The sequence below is a fragment of the Paraglaciecola hydrolytica genome, from assembly GCF_001565895.1.
Lineage (GTDB): Bacteria > Pseudomonadota > Gammaproteobacteria > Enterobacterales > Alteromonadaceae > Paraglaciecola > Paraglaciecola hydrolytica.
In genome coordinates this window covers 1-18,299 of sequence record NZ_LSNE01000009.1, presented here as the reverse complement: position 1 = coordinate 18,299, position 18,299 = coordinate 1, and the positions used below count along the sequence as shown (strand labels likewise).

The window sequence follows — 18,299 nt, the reverse complement described above, 5'->3', positions numbered from 1 at the left end:
TTTTTTACTACTAACCATCTCTTCAGTAATCAGTTAATTCGGAACTATCATATGTCACGCAGAAAGCAGTTTAGTGGTGTCCAACTAAAAGCCTTGCGCAAGGAGGCCGGTTTTACTCAAGGAGAACTGGCAATAAGAATTGGCATTAGTCGTGAAACCGTATCAGCAATAGAAAATGAAAAACCTGAAACCATGAGTAATATTGGTGTAGAGATCATAAGCAAATGGTGGACGGTATGCAGACAAAAAGCATCTCAGCAAACCCGTGAAACATTTTTTTCAAGCATCATGGATTATTTTGGCTTTAATCTAAGCTAATGTTTGCTCGTGTATACCTTCCTCCATTTATCACAGCCCTCTTTGGAGGGCTTTTTATCGCCATAGGTATATCAACCTTTGGTGATGCGGATACATTTGATCGTTTGTTTGTTGGCATCCTCATTTTTACGCTGATCATTTGCCGAAAGAATATCGATATTGTTAGCTTATTAGCCATTATTTTTATACAGCGGATAAGTCAGGAATTAGCCTGGGTTGGCCTTAGTGACAGTGATGTATTGAAAGAACTACTGTATTGCTTAGCCATCATCATGATTTATGCTTTACGTCACGACCCGTTAGTAAAATGGATGGCAATTATTATAGCCATGGCAATTTCCGCGGAAATATACTGGAATATTAGTGACTACCCTGCCCCAGAATTATTTTGGCATCTAATTTTGCTACTAAGCTGTTTATTAACACGTTATATGATTTTCTCGCGGGTTGACTTAGTCCAGCGTTATTTAACCAGAACAAGTGAATCAACCAATTTAGACTGGATTTATTACAAACTCTTCGGCACCACAGCCATAGTGCAAGCTGCAGCAATTTTCGAATATCTCCTAAGACATATATTAGGACTGTCTCAAGTTCTTGTAATCTATTATGCCTATCCGTACATCGTGCATGGTATCGCCACTTTTTCCATATGGGCGACTTTTCATGAAAGCTACAAACAACTATTACCTCGACTACTAAAAGCTTAAAGCTCTACATCTGTATACAAAATGTTCATAATGGGATTGGCGTTATTCTTCGCCAATTTTTTTACCTACCCATGAGGAATTATTATGAACATTTTAAAAACTACTAGCCTAGCATTATTAACTTCTGCTCTATGTACAACAGCAATTGCGACCACCCAAGAAATGTTAGTAGCTAAGGAGAAAAATGACTCAATAGTCGTTATGACCAAAGGCACTCAAAAACCACCTATGGCTTTGTTGACTATGACTAAAGGCACTCAAAAACCACCTATGGCTTTGTTAGCTATGACTAAAGGCACTCAAAAACCACCTATGGCTTTGTTAGCTATGACTAAAGGTACACAAAAACCACCTATGGCTTTGTTGGCTATGACCAAAGGCACTCAAAAACCACCTATGGCTTTGTTGGCTATGACTAAAGGCACTCAAAAACCACCTATGGCGTTATTGGCTATGACCAAAGGCACTCAAAAACCACCTATGGCGTTATTGGCTATGACTAAAGGCACTCAAAAACCACCTATGGCTTTGTTGGCTATGACTAAAGGTACACAAAAACCACCAATATCAATGGCTTAATACGGCTAAGTACAAAAGGGGTGACGGATGTCATCCCAAAGTTATTCAGATTGGCAACGTGTTTTGCAGACTGGGTGAGACCGTGCTGATTTTATCTTTAGATGGTGGAAATTTATTTACCTATACGATTCAATAACTTACCATTTTTAGCCGCATTTTTTTACCATGTGGAATTCAATCCACATTTGTTGTTCTAGAATCCCTAGCGAGAAAGAAAATAGAGTCTGCTGAAAATCAGATATACAGACTCTGTTGTTGTTTCAATAATAAAATAGGAACTAAATATGTATATCACTGGTAGCGATCTTAGAAAAATGCGTCTTGATGCTGGCTTAACTACTGTAAAAATGGCCAAGTTAGCAAATGTTAAAACACGTAAAACTTATGAAAATTGGGAGAAGAACGTAGGTAGTCCAAGCATGAATCAATTTATCGCCATGTGTGTAGGCTGTAATTTCAATTCATCAAAGTTTGTAAAATTAGCCATCGACAGACAAGACAGTACTGAACCTTTAAACATCAGCGCTGCGCGCCGTTAATCAGGTGTGTCAGTCATACGGAGTTTTGTATAATTTGCAGACTCCGTAGATTTAGCGTTTCAACTAGATAAAAAAACAATAAATTATTTACTGCGTCTGCCACGCAGTGCCAATCGCATAACTAAGGCCGCTTCTGAGCCGACATTTGTTTCATAATAGGCTTTGCGTTTTTCAATTAACTCAAATCCTATACTCGAATACAGATTAATCGCTGGAATGTTAGACTCTCTGACCTCCAACCACACTTCATGCCCATTCCTACCTCGGCATTGTTCGATAAAGTCATCAAGTAAGAATTTACCCCATCCCTGCCCTTGATAATGTGAACAGATAGCGATATCCATTAAGGTTATTTCATCAAGTACTTGCAGGCCAATGTAATAGCCTTGTAGCTCCCCATCCAAGACCAGTTGATAGGCAAAATAGGGCTCAATTAAACAATCACTAAAAACCGCTTGTGACCACGCTCCAGGTTGCTCAGTGCTATGCACCCTATAAGCTTGTGCTAGATGCTCTAGCGTCAAAGGAAGTATTTTCACGTTGAAAGGATCTTTTATTTTATTAGCTGGCTATGTATAAGCCGCCATAGCTGTTTTTTCAGTGCTGGATCATTAAATTGACTTAACTGGGGCGTAGTAAGTTGTTTGGATTCTAGGCCCACGGTATCTCCAAACTGCCACACTAAAGCATAATCTTTAGCTTGTGCCAACTCAGCCTGAGTCAAAGCGACTAAGGGGCAATCGCTTAATTCAAGGGCAGTCATAACATCCTTTACCAGCCTTGAATAATCCACAGATGGCGTAAATTCACAAAGCACTTTTCCAGCATAAGACACACTGCTTTGTTGAGTTTTAAGTTGTTGTAGTTTGCTGAGGGCGGCTTCTTTACTTGAGGTCTCTGTGCGAGGTGTATGTAAAACACTGGTTTGATGTTTAGCTTCTTTTTCACTTGTTGTACTTACTGCAACATTATCATCACCCTGCTTTTTCCAGCAGGAAATACCCAGCTCGTTTAATACGGCTCGTTGATAGTCTGATAATTGATTTGTTGCTGTATTCATATGACTTAGTTCACTGCTCATCTATCTGCAAGATTACCATGGATATGAGTGAAATAAAGTGTGGATTTGTGTGTAACATTACTTGCAGAATAATTGGCAGGGGTGGAGGGATTCGAACCCCCAGCCATCGGTTTTGGAGACCGCTGTTCTACCATTGGAACTACACCCCTGCTGAAGCGCTGAATTATACTGATGAGAGGTTAAAGGTAAAGCGCTTTTACGCCGCTTTTCCTTTTAAGGGTGCTAAGCGCTGTTTTTTTATCCAACACTTGAAGATCTTAAGCTAAACCAACAAAAGCCAACGACCATAACTCATTGGTTTTAGCTACCAAGGGTAACATTAAGCAGACCTTGTGTGCCACATAAGCCGTTGTCATTCCCCTCTCTTTTGCGTAAGCCTGCATAAAACTAAGCTGCTCTGGCTCACTCATTTGATTAATCGTAATACAAGATGCTAAGTCAAAAAATGGATTAGAAAAGGCGCTATATTCCCAATCAAAAACCACAGTATTTGGTGATTCTGTTACGTGAGCGAACGCCAGATCGTTGTGGCAAACCACACTCGAATGTCGACATTCCTGCTGCCAGTAGTCCAGCATAGCCGACAATTGCTGTTGCTCTGCCACTGACACTGTTTTCGCGCAGTGACCTAAATAATATTGCCAATCGTAGGCAAGATCCAGCGGAGTGAGGGGTATCTCTAGTTGATGGATCTTACTCATCGTCCTTGCCAGATGCTGGCACTTTTTAATACGACTTAAATCACTTTGCACTAAGTTTGTGGCGTCAATCCACTGATCAAGTTGAAAATCCCTATTACGCGATAGATAAACAGGCGATGGCGCCAATCCTGCAGTTGCGAGGTATTTTTGTTGGGCAAACAACATCGGCCTATCTAGTTTTTGTGCACTAACATTATCAAACAATTTGAGGAAATAACGCTGTTCTCCCTTATCACCTTGGCTTACACAAAAACTGCGATTAATAGCACCACTTGGCAGTGGTGCTATTTGGATGTTGCCACCTAATAGCTGTTTTAGTTCCTGTTTTACCAGACTAAAATCGCTGTGCATTGGCTAGGACTCAACTGCTGCTAGTGTAGTGGCTGGCTGCTCTTTACCCCACTGGATATAGGCATATAAAGCAAAGCAGGTATAAAGTACAAACAATACACTGGTCAAAACCAAATCTTTAACAAAAAACAGGTAAGCCGATGCCGCATCAATGACGATCCAATACAGCCAGTTTTCCCGTACTTTGTGAGCAACCAAAACCGTGGTAAACACACTAAATACCGTAATAAACGCATCTAAATATAGATGTTTGTCATCAAATACTGAGCTCGCGCCTTTAGTCAATAACAAGCTGCCCACAACTAGCAAAACAATACACATTACATGTTGCTTTCCCCGCCATGAGCTGACTTGAGCAGCCCTTGATGCTGGGCCCTGCCATTGTCGCCAACCATAAATAGCCATCACGATATAATAAGCATTGAGTAAGACATGAAATGGCAGAGTCACTTCCCAAAACAAATAGGTGTATATCGACGTGCTTACCAACGCACAGGGCCAACACCAACTATTTTGTTTGGCCGCCAGCCATACATAAGCTAAGGCCAACACTACCGCGACCAGTTCTAAATAAGATTGTTCACTCAGTTGGCTCAGCAATTGATGCAATAACTCCTGCATCAAGACCTACCGCTCATCTTGTCGCCATTTAGAAATTTACATACAAATATCGCCTGACCAATTTCTTGGTGGCTGCGTTGCATTTCTTCCGCCAATATTTGCATAGTCGGCAAATATTCGCCGCTGACCAAAGTATTGGTTGTCGAGGTATTAACCTCTATTTGTGGGTAAGTATTGAGCCTATCGATAAAAGCTTGAATAGGCGGAATATAATCAAGATTGAGAGGATAAAGAGAAATCTCAGCAACTAATTTCATTGGGTTGTTCCTTAAACGTTGTCGACATAAGGCGAGTACACTATGACTCGCCTTTTGGGCTAATAAGTAACCTTAAAAGTGATAATTAACACTGGCGCCTATGCGGCGTGGCTCACCAAATTGCTCGTAAGTATGGAATTCATACTCGTCACGTGGATCATTGCCAAACGCAAATCCGCGGTTAGCATATTGCTCATCAAAGAGGTTACGTACGTACACACTAAACTGCCAATCACCATGGCTATAGCTCACATTGCTGTGCACAATTAACTGTTTGTCTGAACGTTGGTCATGACCAAAAGAATAATAAAAATCATCTTTAGCATCGACCTCGACTAACCACGTAAGATTTTCACTAAGCTGCCAGTTGATCCCCGCATTAACTTGATAGCTAGGCGCATGTGCTTGTTCTCTGTCTTGCAGATTTTCAAACACATCATCCACACGACGGGTAATGCCTTTTATCTCGGTTTCTAACCAACCTAAATTAAGAAACACATCCACGCTAGGCGAAATTACGGCACGTAAATTCGCTTCCAAACCGTAGTTACGACCACTGGCGGCATTATTATAAAAATCCACAAACGACTGATTTATGACAAACGAATTTTTATATTGAACGTCGTCACGCCATTGATAAAACACATTAAAATCAACTACTAAGCTACCGTCTTGGTTAGCACCTTTAAGGCCGAATTCAGTGCCGACTAAGGACTCAGCACCAAACTCACTGTTGTCCAAAATGATTTGGCGGAAAGCTTCTAAACCTTCATCATTGGCTTTACTTAAAGATGAGGCGTTTACCCCGCCCATTTTGTAACTACGCAATACACTCAAATACAACATGGTATTGGCGCTGGCTTGTTGCTGATAACTTAATTCTGCGCCCCAGTCATTGTCGTCAATTTCTTTGGCAATACCAAGGCTATCACTGTAGTCAAATTGTTGCGAAGCCAGACGGACACTGGCCGTTAACCATTGAGTATCACTGATATCTTGTTTGTACTGGGCAAAAACCGCACTATCTTGTCTGCTTACACCACTTAAAAATGCCGCACTATCCCATGAATAATCACGCTCAAGATCTTCATCTTTATCTGCGTAATAAAACCCGACAACCCAATCGTTATTAACCTGTTCTTTACTGCTGAGTTTTAGCTGAACACTGGAGTCTTGTTTATCGCGGTAATAATAGTCGGTAGATGAATATTCCCAACCTGGCGCTATGCCTACATAAGTCCAGTCTTCATCAAAACCGTAAGCTAAATCAGCTTGCAGATAAGTGCCTTGCACTTGCACATTGGCCCAACTAAGTCCTTGGTAATCAGCAGTGATAGCGATGGCTTCACTTTGCTGAGTATCCTTACCAGGTTCATCGGATAAGGTAGTACGATCTCGGTCGATAGAAAAAGCATCATAACCATTATCAACATCTATTAAATGTACTGAGGTATTAAGTTTAAAATCTGCGTTAACTTGCCAGTCTAATTTTACCCGTGCAGTTAACTCATCCTGATTGTTGGTATCTTCACGCCCCAACCAAGTATTATTGATAAAACCATCACTGCTATTTTGATGAACTGAAAAACGGTAGTTAACACTGTCACTTAATGCACCGCCCAAAGCAGCACCGGCAAACCAGCTATTGTAATTAGCTAAGCCTAACTGCAAGTTGCCGTTAGTTGTTTCGCTGGTTGGGGTAGAAATCACATTAATCATGCCCGCTAAACCATCGGCGCCAAAACGCGCGCTATTAGGTCCTTTGAATATTTCCACTTGGCTAATATCAAAAGTACTAGCACCAGCTAACATGCCAGAATAATTGATCCCGTCGACTAAATAACCTACTGAAGGGTTAACCGGATCAACAAATTGACTGCGCTCACCAATGCCTCGAATTTGTACAAATCTGCCACGGCTAGCACCAGTAGCAAAGTTAACATTGGCGGCCTTATTAAGGATTTCATCTAAATGTTGAGCATGACGTTGTTCAATATCAAATAAGGAAATAACATCAATGCTACTGGCCATTTCTACTAATGGTGTAGTAGTCAAAGCACCATAAACTGCGATGCGTTCAACGTCTGAAGAAGGCGCGGATTGTGCACTCGTTAATGGGCTTACTAATAAGGAGCTTATCGCTAAGCTTAAGGCTTTTTTGGAATATTGTTTCATAAGGATCTCTTCAATTTTATGAAAAGATCCGGCATTACGGCAGGTAAATGGGGGATGACTCTCTTACCATTCCTACGCCGGTATTATCCGGATCAGGTGTAAGGGTTCTTGTTGTCTACTCCATCGATACAGAAGTAACTAACAAATCTCAGCCTTGCGGCACCCCTTGGCTTACTAGTTACTGTAACAACAGTAAAATAGCGGCGGCAGTCTATCAGTCTGTTTATGCAGTGCAAGTAACTTTGTTAATTTTTTTGCTATACATTATTTACGTTAGTTTCAACGCAACAAAAGTTTAGCCAATTTATGTGTTGAGAAAAACGAACTTTCTTGGCTGATCCACACTTCGCCATTAGGGCTCACACACACACCTTCAACTTGATTAAAACCCGTAAGTGGGTAACTAGCAATTAGTTTGAAGTGCTTATCCATTTTAGCAATAAAGGGCGAAAAACTGCCTAAACCGTACAAGCTATAACCAACCAATACATACTCTTTAGTTAAAACATTATAATCGACCCCAGTCACTAAACCAGGAAGCCCTTCTAACGTAGCGACCGGTTCTACTTTTTGCTTCAATTCAGTTTTACTTAATTCATAAATATGCAGATTGGTCGTTTGCCAGCTTTTGGAAAACAAGATGAGTTTGTCGTCCACGCTGACAAAGGCTTCTGCGTCAAAATCGTGATTCAGATATTCGTTCTTATTAATGGAATTGTATAAATACGAAATCTCTAAAGTGCGAGTCAGCTGAGTTTTATCAGTATTTTTATCCACTACATAAATTTCAACGGCTTTACGTTTGCCGTTGTTATTACCAATATCACCAATATAAAAGCTCTTATCGTCACCCGTAAGGGATTCCCAATCTCGATTTTTAGCATCAATTTCAAACTGCTGTTGGATTTCTCCAAGCAAATTTAGTTGATAGAGAATAGGTTTGTTGCCAGAGTCATTAATGGTATACACCGTATTTTGTTCTGGACAATAAAGCCCTGAGGTCTCCGCCAATTCGGGGGGTAAATTAAACTGTTTGATTACCGTATAACCCGGTCTATTATCAGCGAATGAGCTACATGCTGTAACTAACAATACGCCAGTAAACACTAATATCTTAATCACAATCCCTATTCCTTGATTAATCATTATTAAACTCCAGACTGGCACTTGTACAAACTAATACGAACTCATTAAACGAGTCTACTAATTTCCTGTTTAGTCTGTAATTCTAAACCTTCCAATGTTTTACCATGAGGTAAAGGTAAACGGGTTTCCGGATCCAGCTTAACAAACACAATATCATCTGCAAAACAGATCGTTTTTTTGGTGATTTTATTTCTCACCAGACAACTGACCGTAATGGATGTCTTACCTACTTTTTTGGTTGCTAAACCAAATTCCACGACATCACCAACCATAGCAGGTGATTCAAAACTAATCTCACCAATATGTTTGGTGACTAATACATTAGTTTCTAACTGACAAATAGCGTATATCGCCGCTTCCTCATCAATCCATTCAAGAGCTCGCCCACCAAAGAGTGAGTTGGCATAATTAAGATCACTGGGCATAACTAATCTTCTAGACAAAAAGCGCATTCGTAATTCCACATGGTTTAGGGGATATTACCAAACCGCTTGGAAACGCGAGTTTCAGCGTTTCTGAGAGTTTAAATTCGTTTTATATCGCGTTAAATGATGTTGATGTAGGTCCACTAGACCTACAATCATTTGCCTTGTCTAAAACGAATTTAATTCCCACTGAATCCTACATTTTCAAATGGCTTGGGTATAGACTACTGACGCTATTATACATTCTAAGAATAACTATACGTGACTTTGTACCATCAAATTGAAAATTGGCTCATTGCCAGACAAACGAAACAAGTACATCGCCAATTGCTTATCATCAGTGGTGCAGAATCATGGGCAATTGAGCAAGCTATTAACCTAAGCAAACAAAGCGCTTTTTTATGGTTAGGCAACGGGCATAGCGACAGCAAAACAATCACTAATCAGCAATATCAGAGCTATTTAGGTCAAGAGTTTGAGGCTGTGGTGCTAAATTGTTATAGCGGATTCAGAGCCAATGCTGCCATCGCGTTAAGTGGCACCATCACAGCAGGCGGCTTGATGATTATCATTTGCCCCACTTTTGATACTTGGCCACGTTTTGCCGATCCTGAATGGTTAAACCGTGTTTCTTACGGTTTTGAATTGACACAAAGCCACTTTGTCAAAAAATTCATTAATGCTGTCACTAACGATCTTAATGTTGCACTGCTTACAGAAACGGCTTTTAAAGGGGCCATAAGTTGGGCAGCAATACAAACTCCAGCATTAATTTCTACACAAGCTTTGCAAGAGCAACAGCTTGCGATTAACGCAGTCATTAAAGTAGCCAGTGGACATAGAAACCGCCCTCTAGTATTAAGTGCTGATCGCGGCCGTGGAAAATCATCAGCACTTGGCCTTGCGGCTGCACAACTGATTCAGTCTGCCGGCAAAAAAATCGTCATAGTCGCCCCCTCTCCTGCCACCGTACAACAGGTATTCAAACATGCAGGCAACCTATTACCACAAGCAATAATCACTAAAAATAAACTGAGTTTAGATGATGGCTATCTACAATATGTGGCGCCAGATGCCATTCTTAATAGCAATCTCGATATTGATTTATTATTAATTGATGAAGCAGCCGCACTGCCTGCTCACTTGCTTTTTAACCTAATAGATCGTTTTTCACGCATCGTTTTTAGTACGACATTGCACGGTTACGAAGGAAGTGGTCGGGGCTTTGATTTACGCGTAAAACACTATTTAAACCACAACAAACCTGAGTGGCGCAGTATTCATCTCAACCAAGCTATGCGCTGGTATCAGGATGATTGCCTTGAAGCCTTCTGGTTTGAATTATTGTGTATGCAAACCAAGACTCAAACTCCTCTCATCACCAAACAAACACCACTGACTTTTAAGCATATCCCTAAAACAACATTGGCCAATGATACCCAGCTAAGTTACACGATATTCCAATTACTGATTGATGCCCATTACCAAACCAGTCCTGACGATCTCATTAGGCTCTTAGACTCCCCAGAACAAGATTGTTATGTTTTACAACAAGGAGATGTGATCGTCGGTGTAGCTTTAATCATCGAAGAAGGCGGAGAGTTGCTGAGCTCGCTAAAACATGATATAGCATCAGGTGAAAGGCGAGTTAAAGGCCATTTAGTAGCGCAAAATGTCGCTTTTCATTATGCCATGCCAACGTTTAGCGTAGCAAAACAATGGCGTGTCACACGTTTAGCCATAGCGGCCGATTATCAGGGGCAAGGTTTAGGTAGCAACTTACTCACACACATTGCCAAAGCAGCAAAAACACAAGGTTGTAGCTTTTTGACCAGCTCTTTTGGGGTCAATCAACGGCTTTTGCGTTTTTGGCAAGAAGCAGGATTTACTCTGGTAAATTTAAGTAAAAAACCGGAAACATCCAGTGCCCAGCACAGTGCACAATTACTGATGCCCTTAAACGAAACAGCAAAAACACTCCAACAAGCCTTAATAACTGAGTTCATGCAGGAAGTTATTTATCAGTGTGATAAAGCCTACAACAAGATTGATCCTGCCATCCTGCATTTGATTTTGTTGCCAATTTGCCTTTCTCAAACACAAAGCCCTACCAGCTTAAAGGTTGTCGCCCAATTTATTCAAGGCACACGCCCCCTTGGTTTATGTAAACGCCAATTAAGAGACTTTTATTTAGCGCAGATAGTCAAATTCAAATTGTTAGATCACAGCGCAATAACACCTCTACTTAGTGTGTTATTACAAAATCACAATGAAGCTCAAGTTGCTAAATCACTTGGACTAACAAGTGCGAAAAAAGTTGAACAGGCTATCCGAGAAATCTGCGGGAGTATTTTTTCTCAAGATTAGGCAAAATGTGGTTTTCAATTGTAACAACTTACTTTACTCTCGACTTTAGCGGACTAACCATAATGTGCTGTTGCCTTATCTGCTTGTTAGGCTACGGAAGAACGAGAGAATAATAAAATGGATCAAGAAATAGATAATAGTAATAAGGCTCCAATTCATACAGAACCACAAACTCCACGTAAAGTTGCAGTGAATTTTCATGGTAAAACCGGAGAATATTTTGCCATCTGGATCGTCAACTTACTGCTAACCATAGTTACCCTAGGTATCTATTCAGCGTGGGCGACAGTGCGCACCCATCGTTACTTCTATGCCAATACTGATATTGACGGCCACCGTTTTAGCTATCTAGCTCAACCCTTACAGATACTAAAGGGGCGTATTATTGGTGTGCTCTTATTAGCACTGTATTTTCTAGCCGTCGCGTTTAGCCCACTCGCAGCAGCCATTGTGGCACTCGTGTTGTTTTTAGCGACGCCAATATTTATTTGTATGAGTCTACGCTTTCGCATGAAAGTCAGCGCCTATCGCAATATCAGATTTAATTTTACTGGACAATATGGGCGCGCCTTTTTGGTGTTTGTTTTGTTACCCATCATGAGTATATTCACACTGTACCTAGCGCTGCCATGGGTACTGAAAAAAATCGATGACTTTATTTATAGCAACATCACCTACGGCGATAAAAAGATGCAAACCGAGCTTGCTACCGGTGAATACTACTTAGCTGCATTTGGTGCTTTTTTTATTGGGGTGGCTTTATTGTTAGTGGCCATATTTGGTTTTGGAGCATCGATGTCAGCTTTCGCCGATCCCGAATCTGCTTCTCAATTCACCGGCTCAACCATCATATTTATGGTGGCGTATGTGCTGGTCATATTATTGAGTTCTAGCTTTTACGCAGCGCGGATCCGTAATCACATTTTTAATACTATGCGCCTGTCTGACGTGGCGAGTTTTGAGTCTAATCTGAGCATTTCAACCTTAGTATGGCTGCGAGTCACTAATTTTTTGGCTTTGGTCCTGAGTCTTGGTTTTGCCCTACCCTGGATTAAAATTCGCACCGCCCGAGTTTATGCGCAAGTAACCCAAGTGAATATCTTGCCAGGAATAGCCGGTGTGATAGGACAATATTCACAATCAAGCAGTGCCATTGGTGAAGAAGTCGCGAATATCTTTGATATGGATGTTGGGCTAGGTTAATGACCTTATTAACTGGTGCTTATTTTTATCCCGCAGGAAGGTCTGAAAGCCTTCCTGTAAGTATTCAACTGCATGCTGATGCACAGTTTTCTATTATTGATAATGAGCAAAACCTAATAGCCACAACAACCATAAAGGACGTTGTGGTTAATGATAAGTTGGGCTCAATACCTCGAGAAATAGTATTGCCTGACATTGGTCTATTGATGATTGACGCCAACCCTGCAGTCAATACTTGGTTAACCCAAAGTGCTACACAATCAAAAATTGCCAAACTAGAATCTAATACGACCTTAATTCTAGCCAGTAGCATATTGGTGCCTGCGGTACTTTATCTGTTTTTCAAATTTGGTATACCGAGTGCGGCCATTACGTTTGCTGAATATGTGCCACAAAACATGGTAGAAATCGCCTCTCGACATACCTTAGTGGCCTTAGATAAAAGCGTCTTAGATGCTTCCGAACTACCGGTGGAAACTCAAGATAAGTATCAAGATCATTGGGCTCACATCAGCCAACAGTTAAACCTTGAGAGTTCTGATTTTAATATTCAATTTCGCCAATCTAAAACCATGGGCGCCAATGCCTTTGCCCTACCCAATGGCACTATAGTGATAACCGACGAGTTGGTTGAATTGTTAGAACACAATACCGATTTACTCACTGCTATTCTGCTCCATGAAATTGGTCACGTCACACACAAACACTCCATGCGCTTGATCGCAGAAACCATGGCGACTTCATTAGCAATCGATTATTTTTTTGGGGATTTAGGCGCGCTAATTGAAGCCTTTGCCGGACTTTCAAATACCATAGTGCAAAACCAATTTTCACAAAAGCTCGAATGGGAGGCTGATAATTTTGCGCTGAGTAAAATTCCGGCTTTAGGTTTAGAGCCGGATAGTTTTGCCTTGGCGATGGAAAAACTCGCAGCCACCATGCCTGAAGAATCAAAACTCCAGCATTTAATCCAATCACATCCCCTTATGCGCGAAAGAATAGAAAATGCCCGTAAAGCTTTATAAAAAGTTTTATTAGGTCGAACCGCGGGGCTTCTCCCGCCCCCTTGGGTTCAAGGTTATTTTTAGACATAAAAAAACCGCATAATTGCTTATGCGGTTTTGTTATTTGGCGTCCCCAAGGGGATTCGAACCCCTGTTACCGCCGTGAAAGGGCGGTGTCCTAGGCCTCTAGACGATGGGGACAGAAAACTTGTTTATCGAAGCGAAACTTTGATAGTTTTCTGTAAGGAGAGGTGAGCTAGCGAACCGAGCGACCAAATCCTACACTATCGAAACAACACTAAAATAACTTTCTGCAAAGTCAGGTGCTGAAAGCAACCAAACCCCGTCTACACTGTTTATCTGACTATCTAGGACTAATCAGACTTTCCTTGTTTACCTTTTTACAGGCAGTTGAAGTTAATCCATAAACTTCAATAAAAATGGCGTCCCCAAGGGGATTCGAACCCCTGTTACCGCCGTGAAAGGGCGGTGTCCTAGGCCTCTAGACGATGGGGACAGAAAATTTGTCATTGAAGCGCAGCTTTAATAATTTTCTGTGAGGAGAGGTGAGCCTGCGAACCGAGCGACCGAATCCTACACTATTAAAACAACACTTAAACAATTCAACTGCAAAGCTCAGTACGTATTAAGTTACCAAACCCCGTCTATATTCTTTCTACCAATTTTAACTAGGTTTAAAACTGGTGTTCCCTGATATTTGGTGGAGCCAGGCGGGATCGAACCGCCGACCTCTTGCATGCCATGCAAGCGCTCTCCCAGCTGAGCTATGGCCCCAACTTTAATTCACCACCATTCTTTGAAAAGAAGGTTTTGAAAATCAGTTATCGCGTCGTTCCTTGACAGCGGGGCGCATTCTAGGCATCTGCTGTTTTCCTGTCAACGCTTTTTTCAGGAATTTGCTCTGATTGCTATATATTCGAGCGCTTTGTTTATACGTTGTTCAATTTGCTCAGGTTTTAGCAGATTTAAAGTCGCATCTAAGGAGGGTGAATTACCACTACCTGTGACAGCAACACGCAAAGGCATACCTACTTTGCCCATACCAACGCCGAGATCTTCGGCCGCTTGATTAATGGCATCATGAATAGTTTGAGTATTCCACTGTGTCAACGCGGCCAATTTGGCCTGCACAGCGACTAAGGCGTCTTTGGCTACTGGGCGTAAGTGTTTTTTCGCCGCGTCAGCGTCAAACTCTTCGTAGTCTTCATAAAAGTAGCGGCTAATTTGCGCGAGCTCTTTTAAATTTTTAACTCGTTCAGCTTGTACGGCAATCACGTCTTCAAGTGCAGGCCCTTGGCTTAAATCAATGCCCTGCTCAGCAAAATGCCACTTAGCATAGCCCGCCACTTCAGAGACAGGTAAGCTGCGAATATAATGCTGATTCAACCAGACTAATTTATCAGTATTAAAAGCGGAGGCAGATTGACCAATAGAGTCTAAATCAAATAATTTGATCATTTCATCTAAGCTGAAAATTTCTTGATCACCGTGTGACCAACCTAAGCGTACTAAATAATTTAATAAGGCTTGAGGTAAATAACCGTCATCACGGTATTGCATCACACTTACCGCACCATGGCGTTTTGATAACTTTTTACCATCATCACCTAGGATCATCGATACATGGGCATATTCTGGAATGGGGGCGCCTAGGGCTTGCAGAATATTAATCTGCCTTGGGGTGTTGTTAATATGGTCCTCACCTCTTACTACGTGAGTAATATCCATGTCCCAATCATCGATAACCACACAAAAATTGTAAGTGGGCACACCGTCACTGCGTCTAATTATCAAATCATCTAATTCAGTATTGGCGATTTCTATGTTGCCACGAATATGATCTTTTACGATGACCGAGCCTGTTTGAGGTGTTTTAAAACGAATAGCAAAAGGCTGACCTTCTGGATGATCTGTTCTGTCACGCCAAGTGCCGGGATAACGCGGTTTTTCACCTTTATTCATTTGCTCTTCGCGTATCGCATCCAACTCAGCCGCAGGCATAAAACACTTATACGCTTTACCTTCTAGGAGTAGTTGATCGATAACTTGGTTGTAACGCTCAAAACGTTTAGTTTGATAGAAAGGGCCAGAGTCCCATTCCAAACCAAGCCACTGCATACCTTCTAGAATGGCATCAATGGCTTCCTGAGTTGAGCGTTCAATATCAGTATCTTCGATACGCAATACAAATTTTCCACCCTGACTTTTGGCATATAACCACGAATAAAGGGCGGTTCTGGCACCACCAACATGAAGAAAGCCGGTTGGGCTGGGAGCGAATCGAGTTACCACTGTCATGTGACTAAGTTTCCTAATCTAAAAATTGGCGGTATTTTACCAGTCTATCAAGCTGAATAAAAAGCCTAAGTACTAATCAAGGTAAAAAGAGCCTGCAGCTGATTATAAATCAGCCTAGACGCTGAGTTTTTAATCACTTAAACATTATTTTTAAGTTTTGTGTTGACACTCTTAAGTGCCTCCCTATAATAGCGCTCCACTTACTAGGGAGGCCAAACAGGCAACTGTTTAACCCACATTTAGTAATGTGTAGATTGAAATTTGGGCGGTTAGCTCAGTTGGGAGAGCAATGCCCTTACAAGGCATGGGTCACTGGTTCAAGCCCGGTACCGCCCACCAAATTTTAGTGATAAGTAATTTACTTACTTGTGACACCCAAGTTACCGTTTTAAAAACGGGCGGTTAGCTCAGTTGGGAGAGCAATGCCCTTACAAGGCATGGGTCACTGGTTCAAGCCCGGTACCGCCCACCAATTAAAAAGCCCGCAGTAATTTATTACTGCGGGCTTTTTGCTTTCAAACACCAATCATTATTTGCTTATCTTACCCGATAATACCCTCGCACCTTTATTTCAACCTTTTCATTAGCTTATTTTTCAGGCATGTTAGGCGTGCTACTTTTATCAAATTGTTAAACTAACTCATTGGTTCTGGCTCAGTATTAGGCTTTTTTGCATTTAAGCCCTTAATATTTCAGTAGAAAACACGATAACCTAATGGAAGTAAGGAAAATCGGCCATTCATGAATTCTCAACTCGCTAAAGACAGCAAAGTGCTGATCGTCGACGATCAAGTACTGGCAAAAGGTTATATGAAGTACTCGCTGGAAGAGCTGGGTTTCAGTAATATTACCTATGTCGACAAAATCAGTCTGGCACTTACTACTATTCGCAGCCAACGTTATGATCTGATCATTTGCTCTTACAATCTTAAACGCGAACAAGATGGTTACTACTTTTACGATGAAATAAGAACCAATGGCGAGTTGCCTTCGAGCACTGCTTTTGTCTTTATCAGTGCCGATACCAATTCTGATTTAGTACAAAGTATTATTGAATTACAGCCTGATGATTTTTTAGCAAAACCCTTTACTGTCAAAGAGTTAGACCGACGTTTAAGTCGAGTATTAGCACGTAAAAAAGCCCTGCATGAAGTGTATGTTTGCATCGAAAAGAGCCAGTATCCTCGCGCCTTATCGGAAGTTGAATTATTTTTAGCCAATCCTAAAAACTCAGAGTTTTTTCCACTGGCACTAAAAATAAAAGGCGAAATGCTCTGTGCTTGTGGCCACTTTCCGCAGGCTAAAGACTTTTATCTGGCGATTTTAAAAGTGCAAACCTTTAGCTGGGCACAACTGGGTTTAGTTAATACCTATTTACGTTTAGATGAAGATGAATCAGCTGAAAAACTAGTATTACGTTTAGCTTTCAAATCGGATTCTCAACTTGCCGCCTACGATTTATTAACCGCTCTGCAAATCAAACAAAATGATTTTGAAACGGCTTTAGAATGCGTGCTGATGGCCACCGAAATTTCGCCGCGTAATATTCGCCGACATAAAACTGCACTCGATTTATCTCGAATTACCCACGACTATGAAACTCAGTTTGACGCCGCAAAAAAAATCGTACGTTTTGCAAAAAACTCTATACACGATAAGCCAGAAAACTATCTCAATGTTGCCAGAGCAGGTATTGATTACGCCATGACTGCCGATGAAGAAGACACCGACAAGTTGATTAAACAAGCCAATGAATATGTGCGCCAGCTCAAAGTTGCCTTCCCTAAAGCCGAGTTGCAGGAGCAATTAAAAGTCATCAATATCCGCCTGCATTACTTAGAAAATGAAAAAGAAAAAGCACGCGCCCTCATAGAACAACTGGATGAAGAAAACTGGGAAAATGAAGGCGTAGATGCCCTGCTCGATAAAGCCAAAGCTTTTCACGAACTAGGTTTACATGAACGCTCACAAGCGGTACTTGAACAAATTGAGTTTCGTTGTAAAAACCAATCTGATCAGGGTGAAATATTTTTACAATACATCCAGCAAGAAATTAAAGAAAAGTCCTCAATCAAATACAGTTCGCGAGAATTGAACAACAATGCGGTTAACTTCTATCGTCGTGGCGACATCGAAAACGCCATGGAGTCCTTTACTCAGGCCTTTACCATCATGCCTAAAAATGCCTCTATTGCCTTGAATTTATTACAACTTATCGCGGCAAAATCCCATAATATCGGCGCGACTAAGAGTGCCAATCAACTGGTTAAAAAATGCATTAAAACCGTTGAAAACAGTGTCTTAAACGAAGATCAACAAGAACGTTATCACAAAGTGCGCAGTGTATTGGATGGCGTAGGTTAAGTAATGGTTTGTAGTATTAAAAAGTAATAAAAACGGCGCCTTGTGCGTAATGCCAGTCAGTTAAGCTGACTGGCATTTTTCTGTTTGTGGGGGTATCGACTTGTTTTGGGCTTTATCCATCTTGGGTAAGCTCTTTCCT

At 41.2% G+C, this 18,299-nt stretch carries 17 protein-coding genes, 6 tRNA genes and 1 riboswitch; of the genes, 10 read left to right on the top strand and 13 right to left on the bottom strand.

Annotated features, from left to right (window positions below; all coding sequences use genetic code 11):
- Nucleotides 1-51 precede the first annotated feature (51 nt).
- The 4 genes from AX660_RS15875 to AX660_RS15860 all read left to right on the top strand — a co-directional run bounded on the left by AX660_RS15875 (nt 52) and on the right by AX660_RS15860 (nt 2,146).
- The gene (locus tag AX660_RS15875; RefSeq protein WP_068378769.1) at nt 52-318 is read left to right on the top strand and encodes a helix-turn-helix domain-containing protein; all 267 of its coding nucleotides are present in this window, start codon (nt 52-54) and stop codon (nt 316-318) included.
- On the top strand, nt 318-1,028 hold the full coding sequence (locus AX660_RS15870; RefSeq protein ID WP_068378766.1) for a hypothetical protein: 711 nt from the start codon (nt 318-320) through the stop codon (nt 1,026-1,028). Before AX660_RS15875 ends, AX660_RS15870 begins: the two co-directional genes overlap by 1 nt.
- A gap of 84 nt (nt 1,029-1,112) precedes the next feature.
- A complete protein-coding gene (locus AX660_RS15865) occupies nt 1,113-1,607 on the top strand; it encodes a hypothetical protein (protein WP_068378762.1) in 495 nt (164 codons plus the stop codon).
- Nucleotides 1,608-1,891: 284 nt separating this feature from the next.
- A complete protein-coding gene (locus AX660_RS15860; RefSeq protein ID WP_068378757.1) occupies nt 1,892-2,146 on the top strand; it encodes a helix-turn-helix transcriptional regulator in 255 nt (84 codons plus the stop codon).
- Nucleotides 2,147-2,229: 83 nt separating this feature from the next.
- Here AX660_RS15860 and rimI read toward each other — a convergent pair whose 3' ends face one another.
- The 9 genes from rimI to AX660_RS15815 all read right to left on the bottom strand — a co-directional run bounded on the left by rimI (nt 2,230) and on the right by AX660_RS15815 (nt 8,930).
- Nucleotides 2,230-2,685 carry a ribosomal protein S18-alanine N-acetyltransferase gene (gene rimI / locus AX660_RS15855; protein ID WP_068378750.1) on the bottom strand — a complete coding sequence of 152 codons (456 nt, stop codon included), beginning with the start codon at nt 2,683-2,685 and terminating at the stop codon, nt 2,230-2,232.
- Nucleotides 2,686-2,699: 14 nt separating this feature from the next.
- Nucleotides 2,700-3,206 (bottom strand): DNA polymerase III subunit psi, encoded by a 507-nt coding sequence (locus AX660_RS15850; protein ID WP_157884344.1) that lies wholly within the window; start codon nt 3,204-3,206, stop codon nt 2,700-2,702.
- A 94-nt stretch (nt 3,207-3,300) separates the two neighbouring features.
- Nucleotides 3,301-3,376: transfer RNA gene (locus AX660_RS15845), tRNA-Trp, on the bottom strand.
- A 108-nt stretch (nt 3,377-3,484) separates the two neighbouring features.
- The gene (locus AX660_RS15840; RefSeq protein ID WP_068378748.1) at nt 3,485-4,279 is read right to left on the bottom strand and encodes a phosphotransferase; all 795 of its coding nucleotides are present in this window, start codon (nt 4,277-4,279) and stop codon (nt 3,485-3,487) included.
- Nucleotides 4,280-4,282: 3 nt separating this feature from the next.
- Entirely contained in the window at nt 4,283-4,900 is a 618-nt protein-coding gene (gene pnuC, locus AX660_RS15835; RefSeq protein ID WP_068378745.1) for a nicotinamide riboside transporter PnuC, read from the bottom strand.
- Nucleotides 4,900-5,157, bottom strand: a complete 258-nt coding sequence (locus AX660_RS15830) for a hypothetical protein (RefSeq protein ID WP_068378741.1) — start codon at nt 5,155-5,157, stop codon at nt 4,900-4,902. The genes pnuC and AX660_RS15830 overlap by 1 nt, the downstream gene beginning before the upstream one ends.
- Before the next feature lie 72 nt (nt 5,158-5,229).
- Entirely contained in the window at nt 5,230-7,332 is a 2,103-nt protein-coding gene (locus tag AX660_RS15825) for a TonB-dependent receptor (protein ID WP_068378738.1), read from the bottom strand.
- 52 nt (nt 7,333-7,384) lie between these two features.
- A riboswitch (TPP riboswitch) is annotated at nt 7,385-7,509 on the bottom strand.
- A 102-nt stretch (nt 7,510-7,611) separates the two neighbouring features.
- Complete coding sequence (locus AX660_RS15820; RefSeq protein WP_068379899.1) at nt 7,612-8,454, bottom strand: hypothetical protein; 843 nt, start codon at nt 8,452-8,454, stop codon at nt 7,612-7,614.
- Nucleotides 8,455-8,522: 68 nt separating this feature from the next.
- Nucleotides 8,523-8,930 carry an acyl-CoA thioesterase gene (locus tag AX660_RS15815; protein WP_068378736.1) on the bottom strand — a complete coding sequence of 136 codons (408 nt, stop codon included), beginning with the start codon at nt 8,928-8,930 and terminating at the stop codon, nt 8,523-8,525.
- Nucleotides 8,931-9,164: 234 nt separating this feature from the next.
- Here AX660_RS15815 and AX660_RS15810 point away from each other — a divergent pair, with 234 nt between their 5' ends.
- From AX660_RS15810 to AX660_RS15800, 3 genes are all read left to right on the top strand, one after another.
- Nucleotides 9,165-11,270, top strand: a complete 2,106-nt coding sequence (locus AX660_RS15810; RefSeq protein WP_068378733.1) for a tRNA(Met) cytidine acetyltransferase TmcA — start codon at nt 9,165-9,167, stop codon at nt 11,268-11,270.
- A gap of 117 nt (nt 11,271-11,387) precedes the next feature.
- On the top strand, nt 11,388-12,473 hold the full coding sequence (locus tag AX660_RS15805; RefSeq protein WP_068378731.1) for a YjgN family protein: 1,086 nt from the start codon (nt 11,388-11,390) through the stop codon (nt 12,471-12,473).
- Nucleotides 12,473-13,498, top strand: a complete 1,026-nt coding sequence (locus tag AX660_RS15800; RefSeq protein ID WP_068378728.1) for a M48 family metallopeptidase — start codon at nt 12,473-12,475, stop codon at nt 13,496-13,498. Before AX660_RS15805 ends, AX660_RS15800 begins: the two co-directional genes overlap by 1 nt.
- Nucleotides 13,499-13,602: 104 nt before the next feature.
- Here the strand turns inward: AX660_RS15800 and AX660_RS15795 are convergent.
- From AX660_RS15795 to gltX, 4 genes are all read right to left on the bottom strand, one after another.
- Nucleotides 13,603-13,678, bottom strand: a tRNA-Glu gene (locus AX660_RS15795).
- A 240-nt stretch (nt 13,679-13,918) separates the two neighbouring features.
- Nucleotides 13,919-13,994 (bottom strand) — tRNA-Glu (locus AX660_RS15790).
- 202 nt (nt 13,995-14,196) lie between these two features.
- Nucleotides 14,197-14,272, bottom strand: a tRNA-Ala gene (locus AX660_RS15785).
- 114 nt (nt 14,273-14,386) lie between these two features.
- Nucleotides 14,387-15,796, bottom strand: coding sequence for a glutamate--tRNA ligase (gene gltX, locus AX660_RS15780; protein WP_068378724.1), 1,410 nt, complete (start codon nt 15,794-15,796; stop codon nt 14,387-14,389).
- Between the two features lie 263 nt (nt 15,797-16,059).
- Between gltX and AX660_RS15775 the strand changes: the two genes are divergently transcribed.
- From AX660_RS15775 to AX660_RS15765, 3 genes are all read left to right on the top strand, one after another.
- A tRNA-Val gene (locus AX660_RS15775) sits at nt 16,060-16,135 on the top strand.
- Between the two features lie 57 nt (nt 16,136-16,192).
- Nucleotides 16,193-16,268, top strand: a tRNA-Val gene (locus AX660_RS15770).
- 269 nt (nt 16,269-16,537) lie between these two features.
- Nucleotides 16,538-18,160 carry a response regulator gene (locus AX660_RS15765; RefSeq protein ID WP_068378716.1) on the top strand — a complete coding sequence of 541 codons (1,623 nt, stop codon included), beginning with the start codon at nt 16,538-16,540 and terminating at the stop codon, nt 18,158-18,160.
- The last annotated feature ends 139 nt before the right edge of the window (nt 18,161-18,299 follow it).

Bases quoted from the DNA above. Each gene is read 5' to 3' on its own strand.
- pnuC (WP_068378745.1), bottom strand. From the start codon at position 4,900: ATGCAGGAGTTATTGCATCAATTGCTGAGCCAACTGAGTGAACAATCT.
- AX660_RS15870 (WP_068378766.1), top strand. From the start codon at position 318: ATGTTTGCTCGTGTATACCTTCCTCCATTTATCACAGCCCTCTTTGGA.
- AX660_RS15765 (WP_068378716.1), top strand. From the start codon at position 16,538: ATGAATTCTCAACTCGCTAAAGACAGCAAAGTGCTGATCGTCGACGAT.
- AX660_RS15800 (WP_068378728.1), top strand. From the start codon at position 12,473: ATGACCTTATTAACTGGTGCTTATTTTTATCCCGCAGGAAGGTCTGAA.
- gltX (WP_068378724.1), bottom strand. From the start codon at position 15,796: ATGACAGTGGTAACTCGATTCGCTCCCAGCCCAACCGGCTTTCTTCAT.
- AX660_RS15860 (WP_068378757.1), top strand. From the start codon at position 1,892: ATGTATATCACTGGTAGCGATCTTAGAAAAATGCGTCTTGATGCTGGC.
- AX660_RS15805 (WP_068378731.1), top strand. From the start codon at position 11,388: ATGGATCAAGAAATAGATAATAGTAATAAGGCTCCAATTCATACAGAA.
- AX660_RS15850 (WP_157884344.1), bottom strand. From the start codon at position 3,206: ATGAATACAGCAACAAATCAATTATCAGACTATCAACGAGCCGTATTA.
- AX660_RS15830 (WP_068378741.1), bottom strand. From the start codon at position 5,157: ATGAAATTAGTTGCTGAGATTTCTCTTTATCCTCTCAATCTTGATTAT.
- AX660_RS15875 (WP_068378769.1), top strand. From the start codon at position 52: ATGTCACGCAGAAAGCAGTTTAGTGGTGTCCAACTAAAAGCCTTGCGC.
- AX660_RS15825 (WP_068378738.1), bottom strand. From the start codon at position 7,332: ATGAAACAATATTCCAAAAAAGCCTTAAGCTTAGCGATAAGCTCCTTA.
- AX660_RS15840 (WP_068378748.1), bottom strand. From the start codon at position 4,279: ATGCACAGCGATTTTAGTCTGGTAAAACAGGAACTAAAACAGCTATTA.
- AX660_RS15815 (WP_068378736.1), bottom strand. From the start codon at position 8,930: ATGCGCTTTTTGTCTAGAAGATTAGTTATGCCCAGTGATCTTAATTAT.
- AX660_RS15865 (WP_068378762.1), top strand. From the start codon at position 1,113: ATGAACATTTTAAAAACTACTAGCCTAGCATTATTAACTTCTGCTCTA.